Origin of the sequence: Klebsiella sp. LY, assembly GCF_004010915.1 — a bacterium.
GTDB classification, from domain to species: domain Bacteria; phylum Pseudomonadota; class Gammaproteobacteria; order Enterobacterales; family Enterobacteriaceae; genus Klebsiella; species Klebsiella quasipneumoniae.
This window is the reverse complement of sequence record NZ_CP022444.1, coordinates 1,781,261-1,798,488: the sequence shown is the minus strand read 5'-3', so window position 1 is coordinate 1,798,488 and position 17,228 is coordinate 1,781,261. Positions and strand designations below refer to the sequence as shown.

Below are 17,228 nucleotides of genomic sequence, written 5' to 3'. Positions count from 1 at the left end.
CTTTTGTGTGAGTAAGCGGGTTGTATATATGAGCGACGGGAGGGGGGCGTTGATTTTGATCAGCTGGTACAGGGAAGGGGTATTTTTCGGAAATTGGCCTGAATTGTTAAAGTTATCGTGAGCAGTATGAATTCCAGCGTTGCGGGAATGAAAGGTGTTTTATGCCGACCTTGCGTAGTAAGACAGAGTAAACAGGAACGCGGCAATGATGGACTGGCTTCGGGAGGTGGACAACGCAGATGGCCTGCGCAAACTTTTGCCAGGATAGAGCACTGTCTATTTTAGCGTAAGCGTAAATTTTCCTTTTCGCGATAACGGATTTTTTTATCCTCTTAGCGGAATGGCAAGAAAATGCTGACCACGCGCATTGCTCAACGGCTTATGTTGCCATTTTATCGCTATTCTAAAATTTAGAAACAAAAAAGCCACTCTTTCGAGTGGCCTAACTATATGTATTTACTGCTAAAATTTGGTGGCCCCTGTTGGGTTTGAACCAACGACCAAGCGATTATGAGTCGCCTGCTCTAACCACTGAGCTAAGGGGCCGTGGCGAGGGATTATAAAGTAACTGACGGTTGCAATCCAGCGTAAAGCGCGCAGCTGCTGTTTTTATAAACAATGCATTTTCAATCCTTTATAATCATGTTTTAGCCATACAGCCGGAGAAAACATGATTAGCGATATCCTTGCGCCGGGCCTGCGCGTCGTCTTTTGCGGTATCAACCCGGGGAAGTCTTCCGCCCATACCGGCTTTCATTTTGCCCATCCTGGCAACCGCTTCTGGAAGGTCATCCATCAGGCCGGCTTTACCGATCGGCAGCTCAGGCCGGAAGAGGAGCTGCAGCTGCTGGATACGCGCTGCGGCATCACCATGCTGGTTGAGCGTCCGACGGTGCAGGCCAGCGAGGTCGCCCTGCAGGAGCTGCGCAGCGGCGGCCGTGAGCTGGTGAAGAAGATTGAGGAGTATCAGCCGCAGGCGCTGGCGGTGCTCGGCAAGCAGGCCTTCGAGCTGGCCTTTAACCAGCGCGGGGCGAAGTGGGGGAAACAGGCGATGACCATTGGCACGACCCAGGTGTGGGTGCTGCCCAATCCCAGCGGTTTAAACCGGGCGACGCTCGATAAGCTGGTGGCGGCCTATCGTGAACTGGATGATGCCCTGGCGACCCGCGGTCAGTAGCGGAGAGCGGCGGCTTTCCCCGAGCGGCCAGCGAAACGCCATAAAAAAGCTCCCCGCAGGGAGCTTTTTAACCGGCTGTGGACGCTGTCCCGCGACGATTAATCGTCGAGGAAGCTACGTAGCACTTCAGAACGGCTCGGGTGGCGCAGTTTACGCAGCGCCTTCGCTTCGATCTGACGGATACGTTCGCGAGTAACGTCGAACTGTTTACCCACTTCTTCCAGCGTGTGGTCGGTGTTCATGTCGATACCGAAACGCATACGCAGGACTTTCGCTTCACGAGCGGTAAGGCCGGCCAGCACGTCGTGCGTTGCCGCACGCAGGCTCTCGGTGGTCGCGGAATCCAGCGGCAGCTCGAGGGTGGTATCCTCGATGAAATCCCCCAGATGCGAATCTTCATCGTCGCCGATCGGCGTTTCCATGGAGATAGGCTCTTTGGCGATCTTCAGCACTTTACGGATTTTGTCTTCCGGCATCAGCATGCGCTCAGCCAGCTCTTCCGGGGTCGGTTCACGGCCCATCTCCTGCAGCATCTGACGGGAGATACGGTTGAGCTTGTTAATGGTCTCAATCATATGCACCGGAATACGGATGGTGCGCGCCTGATCCGCGATGGAGCGGGTGATCGCCTGACGGATCCACCAGGTAGCGTAGGTCGAGAACTTGTAGCCGCGACGGTATTCGAACTTATCCACCGCTTTCATCAGACCGATGTTGCCTTCCTGAATCAGGTCGAGGAACTGCAGACCGCGGTTGGTGTATTTCTTGGCGATAGAGATAACCAGACGCAGGTTCGCTTCCACCATCTCTTTCTTCGCACGGCGGGCTTTCGCTTCACCGATGGACATGCGACGGTTGATATCCTTCACCTGCTCGATGGTCAGGCCGGTCTCTTCTTCGATCTGCTGCAGCTTCTGCAGGCCGCGCTGCACGTCTTCTTTCACTTCCAGCAGCTTCTCGGACCACGGCTTGTTCATCGCCACCGCGGCGTTGAACCAGGTTTCGCTGGTTTCGTTGCCGGTGAACAGGGTGATGAAGTTTTTCTTCGGCATTTTGCACTGCTCAACGCACAGCTTCATGATGATACGTTCCTGAGTACGAACGCGATCCATCATGCTACGCATGCTGTTGACCAGGTAATCGAACTGCTTCGGCACCAGGCGGAACTGCTTGAAGACTTCAGACAGCTTCAGGATCTCTTCCTGGGCGGCGGCATGGCTACGACCTTTGGCTTTGATAGTGTCGCGCGTCAGCTCGTACTGGGTACGCAGCTCGGCGAACTTCTCACGGGCCAGCTCAGGGTCGATGCTGTTGTCGTCATCGCTGTTGTCGTCGGCGTCTTCATCTTCGTCTTCGTCTTCGTCGTCATCCATCTCTTCCTGAGACAGCTCGGAGCCAACGTGGGTGGCGGTCGGCGCCATATCTTCTTCGGCGTTCGGATCGACGAAACCGGTGATCAGATCGGACAGACGGGCTTCTTCCGCTTCCACGCGGTCGTACTGCTCAAGCAGGTAGGTGATCGCTTCCGGGTATTCGGCAACGGAGCACTGCACCTGGTTGATGCCGTCTTCAATGCGTTTGGCGATGTCGATTTCGCCTTCACGGGTCAGCAGCTCTACGGTACCCATTTCACGCATGTACATGCGCACCGGGTCGGTCGTACGCCCGATTTCGGATTCCACGCTGGAGAGCACCTGCGCGGCGGCTTCGGCAGCATCTTCATCCGCGGTGTTTTCGGCAAGCATCAGATCATCGGCATCCGGTGCTTCTTCCATCACCTGAATGCCCATGTCGTTGATCATTTGGATGATGTCTTCGATCTGATCGGAATCGACGATATCTTCCGGCAGATGGTCATTGACCTCGGCATAGGTCAGATAGCCTTGCTCCTTACCACGTTGGACAAGAAGCTTCAGCTGTGACTGCGGGTTTTGCTCCATAAGACGGTATCCACACTTAATTCGTTTGATTGGTGTCGGCAGGCGGGCTGTCGACATTTAAAGCGAGGGCGTACTTATATTATTGCCGCTGCGCCTCTGCGCGGCTGTCGGGGGCTTCCCGATCGATACTCGGCACTTAAGCCGTTAAATACGGTGTCCTTCACGTCGCTCTGCGTTCTGCTGCTGCATCAATGCAACGTGAATGACTGAGTCTGTCATTTATTTCTTCGCCAGCTCCTGGCTGATGGTCCAGAGCTCCCGGCGTTCCTCACTGCTTAAACCGTGTGTGCGATCGCGAGCAATCAACTCTTCCTGTCGCAGTTCCAGCAGTGAATCAAACATATGGTTGAGCGAGTCGGTGAAGGTTTGTTCAGCGATATCTTTATCTGCTATATCGTCCCACATCGACAGTTTTTCAAGGGTTGCGGCCTCTTTTGTGCCGCGATATTGCTCTAAAAGTTGCCCGGTAGTCAGACCAGGCTGCGCCAGACAGCTCTTCACCAGCTCGCCGAACAGGCTCAGCCCCGGCATTTTGCGCGAGTCCAGCCCCTCCAGCGGTGGGACTAACGGCGCCAGATCCGGGTTTTGCACCAGCAGTCCTATCAGTATACGCATGGTCGTGCGTTTTAGCTGTGGTGCGGGGCGCGGGGCGCCATTTTCCGCCTGTTTTGGCATTAAACGTTCAAGCTGGGCGTCATCTAAAATGCCCAGCTTGTTGCCCAGCTCCTGACGCAAATAGATGCGCAGGGTTTCGCCCGGCACCTGGGTTATCAGCGGCAGCGCCAGCGTGCTCAGCTGCGCGCGCCCGTCCGGTGTGCTGAGGTCGACCTGCGGCAGCAGGCTGTTAAACAAGAACGTGGAGAGCGGCTGAGCCTGCTCCATCCGCGCCTCGAACGCCGCTTTGCCCTCTTTACGCACCAGCGTATCCGGGTCTTCGCCGTCAGGCAGAAACATAAAGCGCAGCTGGCGACCATCGGTCATGTACGGCAGCGCCGTCTCCAGCGCGCGCCAGGCAGCATCGCGGCCGGCCCGGTCGCCGTCGTAGCAGCAGATGACGTTATTGGTCACCCGGAACAGCAGCTGGATATGATCGGCCGTGGTCGAGGTACCCAGCGAGGCGACAGCATAATTGATGTCGTACTGCGCCAGCGCCACGACGTCCATATAGCCTTCGACAACCAGCAAACGCGGTGGTTCGGGGTTGTCCTGCTGCGCTTCATACAGGCCATATAGCTGACGGCCTTTATGGAATATGTCGGTTTCCGGGGAGTTGAGATACTTCGGCAGGGCATCGCCCAGCACCCGTCCGCCAAACCCAATCACCCGGCCTCGCTTATCGCGGATGGGGAACATCACCCGTTCGCGGAAGCGGTCGTAACTGCGTCCCTGATCGTTGGTGACCAGCATGCCGGCATCAATAAGCGACTGGCGGTTTTCCTGATTGCCGCCAAAACGTTTTAAAACGTTATCCCAACCTGGGGGAGCATAGCCGATGGCAAAGCGCGTAATCACCTCGCTGCTTAACCCCCGTTTTGCCAGGTACTGGCGCGCAGGGTCGGCGGCGGGCTGCATCAGAGACTGTTGATAAAACGTATTCAGACCATCCAGTAACTGGTAGAGGTTCTGCCGTTGATGGCGCTCTATCTGGCTGGGTCCGTTGCCTGCTTCATAAGGCACTTCGAGGTTGTGCATGGCGGCCAGCTCTTCGACCGTTTCCACGAACTCGAGCTTGTCGTAGTTCATCAGGAAATCGATAGCATTGCCGTGCGCCCCGCAGCCGAAGCAGTGGTAAAACTGTTTTTCACCGTTGACGGTGAAAGAGGGGGTTTTTTCGTTATGGAACGGACAGCACGCGTGAAAATTTTTGCCCTGCTTTTTCAGCTTTACCCGCGCATCGATCAGATCGACGATGTCGGTTCTGGCAAGCAGATCGCTAATAAATACACGTGGAATTCGTCCAGCCATAAGCCCCGTTATTTCTGATGACTATAAACGAAAATAAGCCGCGCATTCCTTTCGGAAGCACGGCCTTACAACTACAACTCGGTCTGAATTGAGAGCGTCGCTCTCAACAGATTAGTACAGACGAGTACGGCGTGCGTTTTCGCGGGCCAGTTTCTTCGCGTGACGTTTCACTGCAGAAGCTTTAGCGCGCTTACGTTCGGTAGTCGGTTTTTCATAGAACTCACGACGACGAACTTCCGCCAGAACACCTGCTTTTTCGCAGGAACGCTTGAAGCGACGCAGAGCTACGTCGAACGGCTCGTTTTCACGTACTTTAATTACCGGCATGTGCCTCTCACCTTTGATTAATTCGGTTTGCCGCTGGCCGCAATGCCAGCTTATTTCAAAATGGTGCGGAATTTTACTGCAACTACTGCTGCTTTGTAAAGCACCTGCGCCTTTTTTGAAAGGGACTTTTATAAGGGTGAGGAGTATACACGAAGAGAGCACCAGGGGTGAGCAAAGTTTTACATCGCCGGTCATTGGACCTACACTGCGCGGTATTGAAGCGAGGTAAAACAACTCATGCGTGTACTGGGCATTGAAACATCCTGCGATGAAACCGGCATCGCGATTTATGACGACCAGCAAGGTCTGTTAGCCAACCAATTGTATAGTCAGGTGAAACTGCATGCGGACTACGGCGGCGTGGTGCCGGAGCTGGCATCGCGCGACCACGTGCGCAAAACGGTGCCGCTGATCCAGGCGGCGCTGAAAGAGGCCGGCCTGACGGCGAAAGATATCGACGCCGTCGCCTATACGGCGGGTCCTGGCCTGGTCGGCGCGCTGCTGGTCGGGGCGACCGTTGGCCGGTCGCTGGCCTTCGCCTGGAACGTGCCGGCGATCCCGGTACACCATATGGAAGGGCACCTGCTGGCGCCGATGCTGGAAGATAACCCGCCGGCGTTCCCGTTCGTCGCGCTGCTGGTTTCCGGCGGCCATACGCAGCTGATCAGCGTCACCGGTATCGGCCAGTACGAACTGCTGGGCGAGTCGATTGACGATGCGGCGGGCGAAGCCTTTGATAAAACCGCGAAACTGCTGGGGCTGGATTATCCCGGCGGGCCGATGCTGTCGAAAATGGCGTCCCAGGGTACTGAAGGCCGCTTCGTCTTCCCGCGTCCGATGACCGACCGTCCGGGGCTGGACTTCAGCTTCTCCGGACTGAAGACCTTCGCCGCCAACACCATTCGCAGCAACGGCGACGATGAACAAACCCGCGCCGACATCGCCCGCGCGTTTGAGGATGCGGTTGTCGATACGCTGATGATTAAATGTCGCCGCGCGCTGGAGCAAACCGGCTTTAAGCGTCTGGTGATGGCGGGAGGCGTGAGCGCCAACCGCACCCTGCGGGCGAAGCTGGCGGAGATGATGCAAAAACGCGGCGGTGAGGTATTCTACGCCCGCCCTGAGTTCTGTACCGATAACGGCGCGATGATCGCCTACGCCGGCATGGTGCGTCTGCAAACCGGTGCCAAAGCTGAGCTCGGCGTGACGGTCCGCCCGCGCTGGCCGCTGGCCGAACTACCTGCCGCCTAAAGCGTCCTGAAACAGGCCGACGTCACGTCGGCCTGCCTACCTGACTACTCCATACTTTTACACAGTGAGCAGATGGCACCCTGATGCTTATGTGAATGCATCACGTCCGGGCGCTCGTACTCTTCCTCACAGCTAACGCATTGATATACGGTGGTCGAGGCGTTCCCCGCCGCGTCATAGCGCGGTTCGGCGATCCCGTCATCCACCTGCTTAATATAGTAGCGCCCGCGGGTGAGGATCCCCATCAGCGGGGTCATGACAAAGGCGACGACCAACGCGATCAGCGGCGAGAACGGCGCCAGCGTCGTCCCCAGCAGGCCGAAGAAAGCGCAGATCGACAGCCCGGCGGCCAGGCCAAAGGAAACCACGCCCACCGGGTTAACGTTGTAGATCATGCCGCGACGATATTCCGGCTGCGCCGGGGCCAGCTTGAGCAAGCCTTTATTAAAGGTGATGTCGGTCGCCACCACCACGACCCAGGCGATAGCGAAGTTGGAGTAAAAGCCGAGGATCCACGACAGGGCGCTGAACATATCGCCTTCCATCAGCGCCAGGGCAATCGCCAGATTGACCACCACAAAAATAATCCGCCCCGGATAGTGTTTGGTGGTGCGGGTCCAGGCGCTGGTCCACGCCAACGAGCCGGAGTAGGCATTGGTGACGTTAATTTTGATCTGCGAGATCACCACCAGCACCACCGCCAGCGTCAGGGCCAGCCAGCCGGGCACCAGATTATCGAAGACGCTGACGAACTGCTGCACCGGTTCGGTATTGTGCACCGCCGGAAAACGGGTCAACAGATAGAAGCCGAGGAAGGCGCCGATGATCTGTTTGATCGCGCCTAGCACCACCCAGCCCGGGCCTGCGGAAAAGACCGCCAGCCACCAGCTTTTACGGTTCTCCGCGGTTTTAGGCGGCATAAAGCGCAGGTAATCAATTTGCTCGCCAATTTGCATGATCAGCGACAGGCATACCCCGGCGCCGAGCATGATGGCGGTGATGTCCACCGTCGACGCGCTGTTTTTACCAGCGAAATGCAGGAAGCCGTCCACCAGCTGCGGATCTTTGACAATCAGCCACACCACCGGCACCACCATCAGCACCAGCCACAGTGGAGTGGTCCATACCTGCAGGCGGGTCAGGGCTTTCATGCCATAGACCACCAGCGGGAGCACCATCAGGGTGGCGATCAGATACCCCATCCACAGCGGTATCCCGAGGCCCACCAGCAGCCCCTGGGCCATGATCGAGCCTTCGAGGGCGAAGAAGATAAAGGTGAAGCCGGCAAAAATAATGCTGGTGATCACTGAGCCGAAATAGCCGAAGCCGGCGCTGCGGGTGATCAGGTCAAGGTCAATGTTGTAGCGCGCGGCGGTGATCGCCAGCGGAATGCCGGTGAGGAAGATCACCAGCGCCGCCACCAGGATCGAATAGATGGCGTTGCTGGTGCCCCAGGCCATACCGATGCTGGCGCCGATGGAAAAGTCCGCCAGATAGGCGATGCCGCCCAGCGCCGTGACCGCGACGACGCCCGGTCCCCAGCGGCGGAAGCTCAGCGGGGCGTAACGTAAGGTGTAATCTTCTAAGGTTTCCCGGGAGCCGGAAGTCCGCGCTGTCGCGGGTAATTCAGGGTTGAGATCCAGTGATGACATAGTCATTCCTTAATGGTTAGGCATGACTTGAATTAGCAAACCTTATGCCATATTGCAGGGCAGGCGTGGCGGGGAGGGGAGCGCAGGGTGATAGAAGAGAGAGCAGGGGTTGCACCATCCGGACGCGTCTGCGCCCGGCTGGTGCAACAGGCCTATTTGCCGAGCATGCCTTTGTCTTCGAGGAAGGCGATAATGGTGCTCAGGCCGTCTCCCTGCTTCAGATTGGTGAAGGTCCACGGGCGATCGCCGCGCATACGCTGGGTATCGCTGGCCATCACCTCCAGCGAAGCGCCGACATAGGGGGCAAGGTCGGTTTTATTGATCACCAGAAAATCGGATTTGGTGATCCCCGGCCCGCCTTTGCGCGGGATCTTCTCCCCTTCGGCCACGTCAATGACGTAGATGGTCAGATCCGCCAGCTCCGGGCTGAAGGTGGCGCTCAGGTTATCGCCGCCGCTTTCCACGAAGATAAGGTCGAGGTTACCGAACTTTTCACTCAGCGCTTCCACGGCGGCGAGGTTCATCGAGGCATCTTCGCGGATCGCTGTGTGCGGGCAGCCGCCGGTTTCTACACCGACAATGCGTTCAGGGGCCAGCGCGCCCGCTTCGGTGAGGATGCGCTGATCTTCTTTGGTATAGATGTCGTTAGTGACCACCGCCAGCTGCCAGGTATCGCGCATCGCTTTGCACAGCGCTTCCAGCAGGGCGGTTTTACCAGAGCCGACCGGGCCGCCGACGCCGACGCGCAGCGGGTGTTTATAAGAATTCATGGCTTCTCCTAGGAACGGAATAATCGGGAGTATTGGGTTTCATGCCGGGCAGAGGCGATGGCGGCGAGCGGCGTGGCCGATCCGATATCGCCGTCCGGCGCGGCCAGTGCGCGGGGCATCGCCGCCGCGTAGTGGTCGCAAAGACGTAAAATGAGCTGCTGGGCGGCCTGCTGGCCGAAGGGCACCAGCTTGACGCCGGCCATTACGGCGCTCTCAATCCAGCTGTAGCCCAGGCTTAAGGCCATCTCGGGCAGCGCGATGCGCCAGCGCACGCCGAGCCAGGCCATCCCGGCGAGCTGGCTTTGCTGGCACAGCGTGCGCCACGGCGGCGGGCAGTCCGGCTGCCAGTCGCTCAGCAGGCGGGCAAACGCCGCGCCGCGGTTGCGCTCTTCCTCCCGCAGTTCACGGGTCTCCCGGCAGGCCAGCAGATAAGCCGTCCAGCGCCGGGCCGCGGCGATATCGCCTTGTTCGCAGGCGCGGTACAGGCGGGCGAACAGCGGCAGGTCAACGGTAAAAAAGCCTTCCGTCATCTGCCGTCGCTGCCAGCGCTCGAAGGCCGCGACGTCCGGCACCCAGCCGGCTTCCACAGCCCACTCCAGCCCCTGGGACCAGCTGTAACCTCCTACCGGCAGGTTGCTGCTGGCCAGCTGCATCAGCCGCAGGCGTTGTTCCGCTGTCGACATGCTAGTGGCTGTGAGCGTGGTGGTCATGATGAGCATGATGATGACCGTGGCTTTCGCTGGCGTAAGCGCCGGCTTCCGGCTCGAACGGCAGCTGGCCAAAGGTCACCGTCAGGCCGAACTGGCGCAGCATATCGTCCAGCACGTGATCGTGATGGTAGCGCAGCTCGCCCGGCATAATCTGCAGCGGTACGTGACGGTTGCCGAGGTGATAGCAGGCCTTCGCCAGCATAAACGGGTCGTCGCAGCGCACCACCGACACCCCTTCATCAGCGGCAATCACCTGCACAAATTCGGTGCCGTCTTCGTTACTCAGCACATCGCCGCCGCGCAGCAGCAGGCCGCGGGGCAGCAGCAGACCGGCTTCCCGGCCATCGTTGAGGGTAACTTTTACCCGGCTTTTGACGCGAACATCAATCGGCAGCGTAACGCTGGCGGTCGCGGCGGCGGGGGTCTCCAGACGTTGAGTTAAATAAAGCATCCGCACTCCTTAAAACAGAAAATAACGTTGCGCCATCGGCAGAACCTCTGCCGGCTCGCTGGTGATGAGTTCGCCATCCACTCGCACCTCATAGGTCTGCGCGTCGACGGTGATGTTAGGCTGCAGGCTGTTGTGCACCATGTCGGCTTTCTGCACCGTGCGGCAGCCTTTCACCACGGCAATCGCGCTGCGCAGGTTCAGCCGCTCGGCTACGCCATGGTCCGCCGCTGCCTGCGACAGGAAGGTGAGGCGGCAGTGATGGCGGGCGCTGCCCAGCGCGCCAAACATCGGACGGTAGTGTACCGGCTGCGGGGTCGGAATAGAGGCATTGATATCGCCCATCGGCGCGATGGCGATCATGCCGCCCTTGATCACGGTGGCCGGTTTCACGCCGAAGAAGGCAGGCGACCAGACCACCAGGTCCGCCAGCTTACCCACCTCAATGGAGCCGACTTCGTGCGCGATGCCGTGGGTCAGCGCCGGGTTGATGGTGTATTTGGCGATGTAGCGCTTCACGCGGAAGTTGTCGTTATCCCCGGTCTCCTCCGCCAGCGCGCCGCGCTGCACCTTCATGCGGTGCGCCACCTGCCAGGTGCGGAGAACCACTTCTCCGACGCGGCCCATGGCCTGCGAATCGGAGGAGGTGAGCGAGAAGGCGCCAAGGTCGTGCAGCACGTCTTCTGCGGCGATGGTTTCCCGGCGAATGCGCGACTCGGCAAAGGCCACGTCCTCGGCGATGTCCGGGTCCAGATGGTGGCAGACCATCAGCATATCGAGATGTTCGTCGATGGTGTTGAGGGTGTAGGGCAGCGTTGGGTTGGTGGAGGACGGCAAAATGTTCGGGTGGGCGCAGGCGGTGATGATGTCCGGCGCATGGCCGCCGCCGGCCCCTTCGGTATGAAAGGTGTGAATGGTGCGCCCGCCGATGGCGGCAAGGGTATCTTCCACAAAACCGGACTCATTGAGGGTGTCGCTGTGCAGGGCGACCTGAATATCCATCTCATCGGCGACGGTTAATGCGCAGTCGATCGCCGCCGGGGTGGCGCCCCAGTCCTCATGGATCTTCAGGCCAATAACGCCCGCCGCCACCTGCTCGCGTAGAGCGTCCGGCTGAGAAACGTTGCCCTTGCCCAACAGGCCGATATTAACCGGCAGGCTGTCGGCCGCCTGCAGCATGCGTGAGATATACCATGGCCCCGGGGTGCAGGTGGTGGCATGGGTACCCGCCGCCGGGCCGGTGCCGCCGCCGACCATGGTGGTCACGCCGGAGACCAGCGCCTCTTCCGCCTGCTGCGGACAGATCCAGTGAATATGGGTATCGATCCCGCCGGCGGTGACGATTTTTCCTTCGGCGGCAATCACTTCCGTCGCGGCGCCGATGGGGATGGTGACGTTGGGCTGGATGTCGGGGTTGCCGGCTTTGCCGATGGCGAAGATCCGGCCGTCCTTCACGCCGATATCGGCCTTAACGATGCCCCAGTGATCGACGATCAGCGCGTTGGTGAGCACCAGGTCAACACAGTCGGCGGCCAGCATCTGTCCCTGGCCCATCCCGTCGCGGATCACTTTGCCGCCGCCGAATTTGACCTCTTCCCCGTAGGTGGTCAAATCGTCCTCCACCTCGATCCACAGCTCGGTATCGGCCAGGCGCACCTTATCGCCGACGGTGGGGCCGAACATGTCGGCATAGGCCTGGCGTGAAATATTACTCATCGTTTGCCTCCAGTGGGCCCATGACTTCGCCGCGGAAGCCGAAGACGGCGCGGTGACCGGCGAAGGCCACCAGCTCAATCTCGCGTTTCTGGCCAGGTTCAAAGCGTACCGCCGTGCCGGCCGGGATATTCAGGCGATAGCCGGTGGCCTGCTGACGGTCGAACTTCAGCGCCGGGTTGACCTCGGCGAAATGGTAGTGCGAACCGACCTGAATCGGACGATCGCCGTGGTTTTCAACGACCACGCGACAGGTCGCCCGGCCGGTGTTGAGGGCTATCTGGCCGGGCTTAACGTGATATTCACCAGGGATCATGGCGCTGCCTCAGATAATCGGGTTGTGAACGGTGACCAGCTTCGAGCCGTCCGGGAAGGTGGCTTCGACCTGGATATCCGGGATCATTTCCGGGACGCCTTCCATCACCTGCTCGCGGGTCAGGACGTGACGACCTTCCTCCATCAGCGAGGCCACGCTTTTGCCGTCGCGGGCGCCTTCCATAATAAAGGCGCTGATCAGGGCCACGGATTCCGGATAGTTGAGCTTCAGGCCGCGGGCCAGGCGGCGTTCCGCCACCAGCGCGGCGGTAAACAGTAACAGCTTGTCTTTTTCTCGGGGGGTCAGTTCCATAACGTTCTCTTAAGTCAGCCAGATTCGGGGGAGTACGGGGGACTTGCCGGTGAGATGAGGACGCAGAAACTGCCAGACGTCGCGCATCACCTGCTGGCAAATCAGATTATCGTCACTGAGGAAGCGCACCGTCAGCAGGCGGTCGGTCAGGCTGGCGCCGGCGTAGAGGTCGAGCGGCGCCAGCGCGTCGCGCACCCCGTCGAGCAGGGCATCGGTTGCCGGATAGCACAGCAGCGTGCCGACCCAGGGACGTCCAGCGATGCTGGAGAGCTCTCCCTCCTGCAGGTGCAGGCGCTCGACCAGCAGCGGCTCATCGTCCACCCATACCTCCAGCCGGTTGCTGAGGGTGCCGTGGCTGAAGGTTTCGCCGATCACCGGGCGGCCAAGGCAGAGCAGATCCCAGGCCAGCAGGGTGCTGGAGGCACACAGGTGAAAGGTGGTGGACAGTCGGGCGTTCGCCCCGGGAAAGAAGATGGCATCCTGCGGGAGCCACTCCAGGGTCGCCTGCGGGGCGAGGGTCAACTGCTGGCGCAAAAGCGCTTGCGCGCCGCTGCTGCGGTAAAACTTGCTGGCTCCAGGCATGGTTATCAGGGTATGGCAGCCGGGATCAAGGTGGGCGCTAATCGTCAGTTCATCACCGCCGACGATGCCGCCGGGGGGGTGAAGCAGATAGAGGTGACAGGTCTCTTCTTCCGGGTAAAACGGGCGCTGGACGGTCAGCGGGCCGACGTGTTGGGCGCTGGCGAGAACGGTCTTGCCGCCGGCCTGCTGAAAGCGCAGATCCAGCGTGGCCTGCCAGCCTTTTTTGAGTGGTGGTAACACGGTGCCGTGCAATGTTGCGCCCCTGCAAAATCAAGATAAAACAGCAGCAATGAGTATTGATCGGCGGGAGATTATCCCGGTCATACGAAACGCTTATGTCATCTGTTACCCGCAGCGTCGCATTGGGCGCAAGGGGAAAGCGGCATAACCGCTCCGGATTATTCACCCGGATAATCATTGCCGTCAATATCCTGATCCGCTGCCTGGCCGCGGCGGAAAAGGTGCCAGCGGGGGGAACGCCGCGCCGCTGGTCGCTGGCGTGATTTTTGCTGTGGGTCACCGCTAACGCATTGTTACAAAAGAGGGATGTGGTGAAGATCGCCAATCATGACGACGTAAGGCGAAAAGGCGGGTGAGACAGGTAAATAGAAGCGGGGATCCCTCCGGCTGGCGGGGCCGGGAGGGGAGATTACTTCTCTTCTGGCGTTTTTTTCTTCTTCACACGCGTCCAGATTTTGCTCTCCTGGCGGCGCCACAGACGCTGAATGTTGTCGTGATGGCGCAGGAGGATCAGGCAGGAGAGCATCGACACCGGGAAGGTGTACTGCGGTTTAAACCACCAGACGTAGAACGGAGCGATCAGCGCGCTGACGATAGCGCCAAGGGAAGAGTAACCGCTGAGCAGGATGGTCAGCAGCCAGGTCCCGGCCATCACGCCGGTCAGGTCGAGGCCGATGGGGGCGATAGCGCCGAAGGCCGTGGCGACGCCTTTACCGCCGCGGAAATGAAAGAAAACTGGCCAGATATGGCCCACGCAGGCGGCAATCGCCACTAAACCCAGCCAGAACGGCGTCAGGCCCAGCGCCCAGGCGCCCCATACCGGCAGCATGCCCTTCAGCACATCAAAAATAAGTACCGCTACGGCCGCCCCTTTTCCGCCAATTCGTAGTACGTTAGTGGCCCCGGGGTTGCCTGAGCCGCTGTCGCGTGGGTCGGGCAGGCCAGCAAGGCGACATACCAGAATGGCGCTGGAAATGGAGCCGCAGAGGTAGGCGAGGAGTACCAGTCCAGGCGCGATTGCACTCATAACGCTGTTCCGTTTTGAAAATGTCGTTGTATTCTCTGCATCTGTGGATAATACGCATAATTCGCCGGAAGTGGTATCCGGTTTAGCTAAAAAGCAGGCAGGGCGTGATGGATATTGTATTTATAGAGCAACTTTCGGTAATCACCACCATTGGTGTTTATGACTGGGAACAAACCATTGAGCAGAAGCTGGTGTTCGATATCGAAATTGCATGGGATAACCGCAAGGCGGCCGCCAGCGATGATGTCAGCGATTGCCTCAGCTATGCTGATATCAGCGAGCGCGTCATCGCGCATGTTGAGGGGGGAAAATTCGCGTTAGTGGAGCGGGTGGCGGAAGAGGTGGCCGACCTGCTGCTGGAGACATTCCAGTCGCCATGGGTGCGCATTAAAGTCAGCAAACCTGGCGCCGTGGCTCGCGCGGCAAACGTCGGGGTGATTATTGAACGTGGCCTTAATCTGAAACAAAACTTTTCAGGTCATACTTGTTAAACAAATTGCGTTTATACCGGTCATAGCATCCGGTCATCAGGCAATTTTACTGGCGATCTTCTACCAGAACGGCAGGCGAATCCTTGTGTACGCCGTGTATGCTGCGGATTGCGCGCCCTCTGGCAGTCGGGTTGTGCCTGTTGAACGATACCGTGTTCCTGGTTTTTTTCATTTTACTTTTTTAAAGGGTTTAATTGGATGAGCGATATACACTCGCTGCTGGTGGCGGCAATATTGGGTGTGGTTGAGGGGTTGACAGAGTTTTTACCTGTTTCCAGTACCGGTCATATGATTATTGTTGGTCACCTGCTGGGGTTTGAAGGTGATACGGCAAATACCTTTGAAGTGGTTATTCAGCTAGGCTCGATACTCGCCGTGGTGGTCATGTTCTGGCGTCGCCTGTTCGGCCTGATCGGCATCCATTTCGGCAGGCCGCCGGAGCACGAAGGTAAAGGCAGCGGTCGCTTGTCGCTTATCCATATCCTTCTCGGCATGATCCCCGCGGTGGTGATGGGGCTTATTTTCCACGACACCATTAAATCTTTGTTTAACCCGGTAAACGTGATGTACGCCCTGATTGTCGGCGGTGTGCTGTTAATTGCGGCGGAAGTGCTGAAGCCGAAACAGCCGCGCGCGGTCGGGATTGACGATATGACCTATCGTCAGGCGTTCGTTATCGGCTGCTTCCAGTGCCTGGCGCTGTGGCCGGGCTTCTCCCGCTCAGGGGCGACCATCTCCGGCGGCATGCTGATGGGCGTCAGCCGCTACGCGGCGTCGGAATTCTCATTCCTGCTGGCGGTACCGATGATGATGGGCGCCACGGTGCTGGACGTCTACAAGAGCATCGGCTTCCTCAACATGGGCGATGTCCCGATGTTTGCCGTCGGCTTCGTGATGGCGTTTATCGTGGCGCTGATTGCGATTAAAACCTTCCTGCAGCTGATCAAACGGATCTCGTTCATTCCGTTCGCTATCTACCGCTTTATCGTCGCGGCAGCGGTTTACGTGGTCTTCTTCTAAGGCCTGCGCCCTCAGCCTTGCGGCTGGGGGCAACGCTGTTCCTTCCACTGCGCCACCGCCGCAATTCTCCGCCGCGTCAGCTCCTCGCGAATTTCCGCCCCTTTAAACCCCGCCGCCACCACCTCTTTGGTGGAGACCGACCTCGCCACTTCCCAGGCCTCTAATAGCAGGCGCCCCTGCGGATAATCGCTAGCCTCGAAACCGGTGCGCCCGCGAACGTCGGCTTCGCTGGTGAGGGCGATCTGCTGCACGCGCTGCGGTTTACGCCAGGCGTCAATGCTGTCGAAGAGTTTGACGAGGGTTTTCGGCTGCAGGATCGGCAGGGTGTGGATCAGATCATGATACTCCGCCACCAGTTTCGCGAGATCGCGGATATCGTTCGGCACCCGCAGACGCGCGCAGAGCTGTTCCACCAGCTTGACTCCCGCCGGGCCATGGCCGTGGTGACGCGGCCAGAGCGCTTTCGGCGTCAGCCCTTTGCCGAGGTCATGGCATAGGGTGGCGAAGCGCACATCGACGTCCGGCGACAGCATCGCGGCCATCGTGACGGTCATCAGGGTGTGCAGGCCGGTGTCGATTTCCGGGTGCCATTTGGCTGGGGCCGGCACACCGTACAGGGCGTCAATCTCCGGGAACAGCACCTTGAGGGCCTGGCAATCGCGCAGCGTCTGAAAAAAGACCTGCGGGTTGCGGGTGGTCAACGCGCTTTCCGTCTCTTTCCACACCCGCTCCGGCGTTAAATGGGCCAGTTCGCCGGCCTCAACCATGGCGGCCATCAGGGTCTGGGTCTCTTCGGCAATGCGAAAACCGAGATGGGCATAGCGGGCGGCAAAGCGCGCCACGCGCAGCACGCGCAGCGGATCTTCGCTAAAGGCGGGGGAGACATGGCGCAGCAGACGCTGGCGGAGATCGTTTTGTCCGCCGTAGGGGTCGATAATTGCGCCGTCGGCGTCCTGGGCGAGGGCGTTGACCGTCAGGTCACGGCGCAGCAGATCCGCTTCGAGGGTGACGTCCGGGGCGGCATAGCAGGTAAAACCGGTATAGCCTGCGCCGGATTTGCGCTCGGTGCGGGCCAGGGCATACTCTTCCCGGCTTTGCGGATGAAGGAACACGGGAAAGTCGCGGCCTACCTGCTGATAGCCCGCGTCAAGCATCTGTTGCGGGGTGGCGCCCACCACCACCCAGTCTCGGTCTTTGACCGGCAGTCCTAACAGCGCGTCGCGCACCGCACCGCCGACCAGATAACTCTTCACGCCTGATTCTCCCGTATCTGTTTTTTGCAAGATG

Annotated in this window: 18 protein-coding genes, 1 tRNA gene and 1 pseudogene; 5 read left to right on the top strand and 15 right to left on the bottom strand. The window is 59.2% G+C overall.

Annotated features, from left to right (window positions below; genetic code table 11):
• Positions 1 to 470: 470 nt before the first annotated feature.
• Positions 471 to 546 (bottom strand) — tRNA-Ile (locus tag CE636_RS11615).
• A gap of 124 nt (positions 547 to 670) precedes the next feature.
• Here CE636_RS11615 and mug point away from each other — a divergent pair.
• Positions 671 to 1,177 (top strand): G/U mismatch-specific DNA glycosylase, encoded by a 507-nt coding sequence (gene mug / locus CE636_RS11610; protein ID WP_004205266.1) that lies wholly within the window; start codon positions 671 to 673, stop codon positions 1,175 to 1,177.
• A gap of 98 nt (positions 1,178 to 1,275) precedes the next feature.
• On the opposite strand, the gene rpoD is transcribed toward mug, so the two are convergent.
• From rpoD to rpsU, 3 genes are all read right to left on the bottom strand, one after another.
• A complete protein-coding gene (gene rpoD, locus CE636_RS11605; protein ID WP_004174339.1) occupies positions 1,276 to 3,117 on the bottom strand; it encodes an RNA polymerase sigma factor RpoD in 1,842 nt (613 codons plus the stop codon).
• Between the two features lie 219 nt (positions 3,118 to 3,336).
• Positions 3,337 to 5,082, bottom strand: a complete 1,746-nt coding sequence (gene dnaG, locus CE636_RS11600; protein WP_017899733.1) for a DNA primase — start codon at positions 5,080 to 5,082, stop codon at positions 3,337 to 3,339.
• A 111-nt stretch (positions 5,083 to 5,193) separates the two neighbouring features.
• Positions 5,194 to 5,409, bottom strand: coding sequence for a 30S ribosomal protein S21 (gene rpsU / locus CE636_RS11595; protein WP_001144069.1), 216 nt, complete (start codon positions 5,407 to 5,409; stop codon positions 5,194 to 5,196).
• Positions 5,410 to 5,646: 237 nt separating this feature from the next.
• Here rpsU and tsaD point away from each other — a divergent pair, with 237 nt between their 5' ends.
• Entirely contained in the window at positions 5,647 to 6,660 is a 1,014-nt protein-coding gene (gene tsaD / locus CE636_RS11590; protein WP_002916879.1) for a tRNA (adenosine(37)-N6)-threonylcarbamoyltransferase complex transferase subunit TsaD, read from the top strand.
• 44 nt (positions 6,661 to 6,704) lie between these two features.
• Here the strand turns inward: tsaD and CE636_RS11585 are convergent, their stop codons facing one another.
• The 8 genes from CE636_RS11585 to CE636_RS11550 form a co-directional block, all read right to left on the bottom strand.
• Complete coding sequence (locus CE636_RS11585; RefSeq protein ID WP_017899734.1) at positions 6,705 to 8,312, bottom strand: purine-cytosine permease family protein; 1,608 nt, start codon at positions 8,310 to 8,312, stop codon at positions 6,705 to 6,707.
• A gap of 152 nt (positions 8,313 to 8,464) precedes the next feature.
• Positions 8,465 to 9,082 (bottom strand): urease accessory protein UreG, encoded by a 618-nt coding sequence (ureG, locus tag CE636_RS11580; RefSeq protein WP_002916877.1) that lies wholly within the window; start codon positions 9,080 to 9,082, stop codon positions 8,465 to 8,467.
• 8 nt (positions 9,083 to 9,090) lie between these two features.
• Positions 9,091 to 9,765, bottom strand: coding sequence for an urease accessory protein UreF (locus CE636_RS11575; protein WP_017899735.1), 675 nt, complete (start codon positions 9,763 to 9,765; stop codon positions 9,091 to 9,093).
• A gap of 1 nt (position 9,766) precedes the next feature.
• Entirely contained in the window at positions 9,767 to 10,243 is a 477-nt protein-coding gene (ureE, locus tag CE636_RS11570; protein ID WP_017899736.1) for an urease accessory protein UreE, read from the bottom strand.
• A gap of 9 nt (positions 10,244 to 10,252) precedes the next feature.
• Positions 10,253 to 11,956, bottom strand: coding sequence for an urease subunit alpha (gene ureC, locus CE636_RS11565; RefSeq protein WP_017899737.1), 1,704 nt, complete (start codon positions 11,954 to 11,956; stop codon positions 10,253 to 10,255).
• Complete coding sequence (locus tag CE636_RS11560; protein WP_017899738.1) at positions 11,949 to 12,269, bottom strand: urease subunit beta; 321 nt, start codon at positions 12,267 to 12,269, stop codon at positions 11,949 to 11,951. The genes ureC and CE636_RS11560 overlap by 8 nt, the downstream gene beginning before the upstream one ends.
• 9 nt (positions 12,270 to 12,278) lie before the next feature.
• Positions 12,279 to 12,581, bottom strand: coding sequence for an urease subunit gamma (locus CE636_RS11555; RefSeq protein WP_002916871.1), 303 nt, complete (start codon positions 12,579 to 12,581; stop codon positions 12,279 to 12,281).
• 9 nt (positions 12,582 to 12,590) lie between these two features.
• Positions 12,591 to 13,415 (bottom strand): urease accessory protein UreD, encoded by an 825-nt coding sequence (locus tag CE636_RS11550; RefSeq protein WP_017899739.1) that lies wholly within the window; start codon positions 13,413 to 13,415, stop codon positions 12,591 to 12,593.
• Here CE636_RS11550 and CE636_RS11545 point away from each other — a divergent pair.
• Positions 13,405 to 13,551, top strand: coding sequence for a hypothetical protein (locus tag CE636_RS11545; protein ID WP_032447021.1), 147 nt, complete (start codon positions 13,405 to 13,407; stop codon positions 13,549 to 13,551). The two genes, CE636_RS11550 and CE636_RS11545, sit on opposite strands and share 11 nt — an antisense overlap.
• Positions 13,552 to 13,561: 10 nt before the next feature.
• On the opposite strand, the pseudogene CE636_RS29570 reads toward CE636_RS11545, so the two are convergent.
• Both CE636_RS29570 and plsY read right to left on the bottom strand, forming a co-directional pair.
• Positions 13,562 to 13,663 (bottom strand): annotated as a pseudogene (locus CE636_RS29570) (hypothetical protein); the annotation flags it as partial.
• A gap of 149 nt (positions 13,664 to 13,812) precedes the next feature.
• Positions 13,813 to 14,430 carry a glycerol-3-phosphate 1-O-acyltransferase PlsY gene (gene plsY / locus CE636_RS11540; protein WP_004205257.1) on the bottom strand — a complete coding sequence of 206 codons (618 nt, stop codon included), beginning with the start codon at positions 14,428 to 14,430 and terminating at the stop codon, positions 13,813 to 13,815.
• A gap of 107 nt (positions 14,431 to 14,537) precedes the next feature.
• On the opposite strand from plsY, the gene folB reads away from it, so the two are divergent.
• Entirely contained in the window at positions 14,538 to 14,921 is a 384-nt protein-coding gene (folB, locus tag CE636_RS11535) for a bifunctional dihydroneopterin aldolase/7,8-dihydroneopterin epimerase (protein ID WP_004150923.1), read from the top strand.
• Between the two features lie 198 nt (positions 14,922 to 15,119).
• Positions 15,120 to 15,941, top strand: a complete 822-nt coding sequence (gene bacA, locus CE636_RS11530; protein ID WP_004205255.1) for an undecaprenyl-diphosphate phosphatase — start codon at positions 15,120 to 15,122, stop codon at positions 15,939 to 15,941.
• Positions 15,942 to 15,952: 11 nt separating this feature from the next.
• On the opposite strand, the gene CE636_RS11525 is transcribed toward bacA, so the two are convergent.
• The gene (locus tag CE636_RS11525) at positions 15,953 to 17,194 is read right to left on the bottom strand and encodes a multifunctional CCA addition/repair protein (RefSeq protein WP_017899740.1); all 1,242 of its coding nucleotides are present in this window, start codon (positions 17,192 to 17,194) and stop codon (positions 15,953 to 15,955) included.
• Between the last annotated feature and the right edge of the window lie 34 nt (positions 17,195 to 17,228).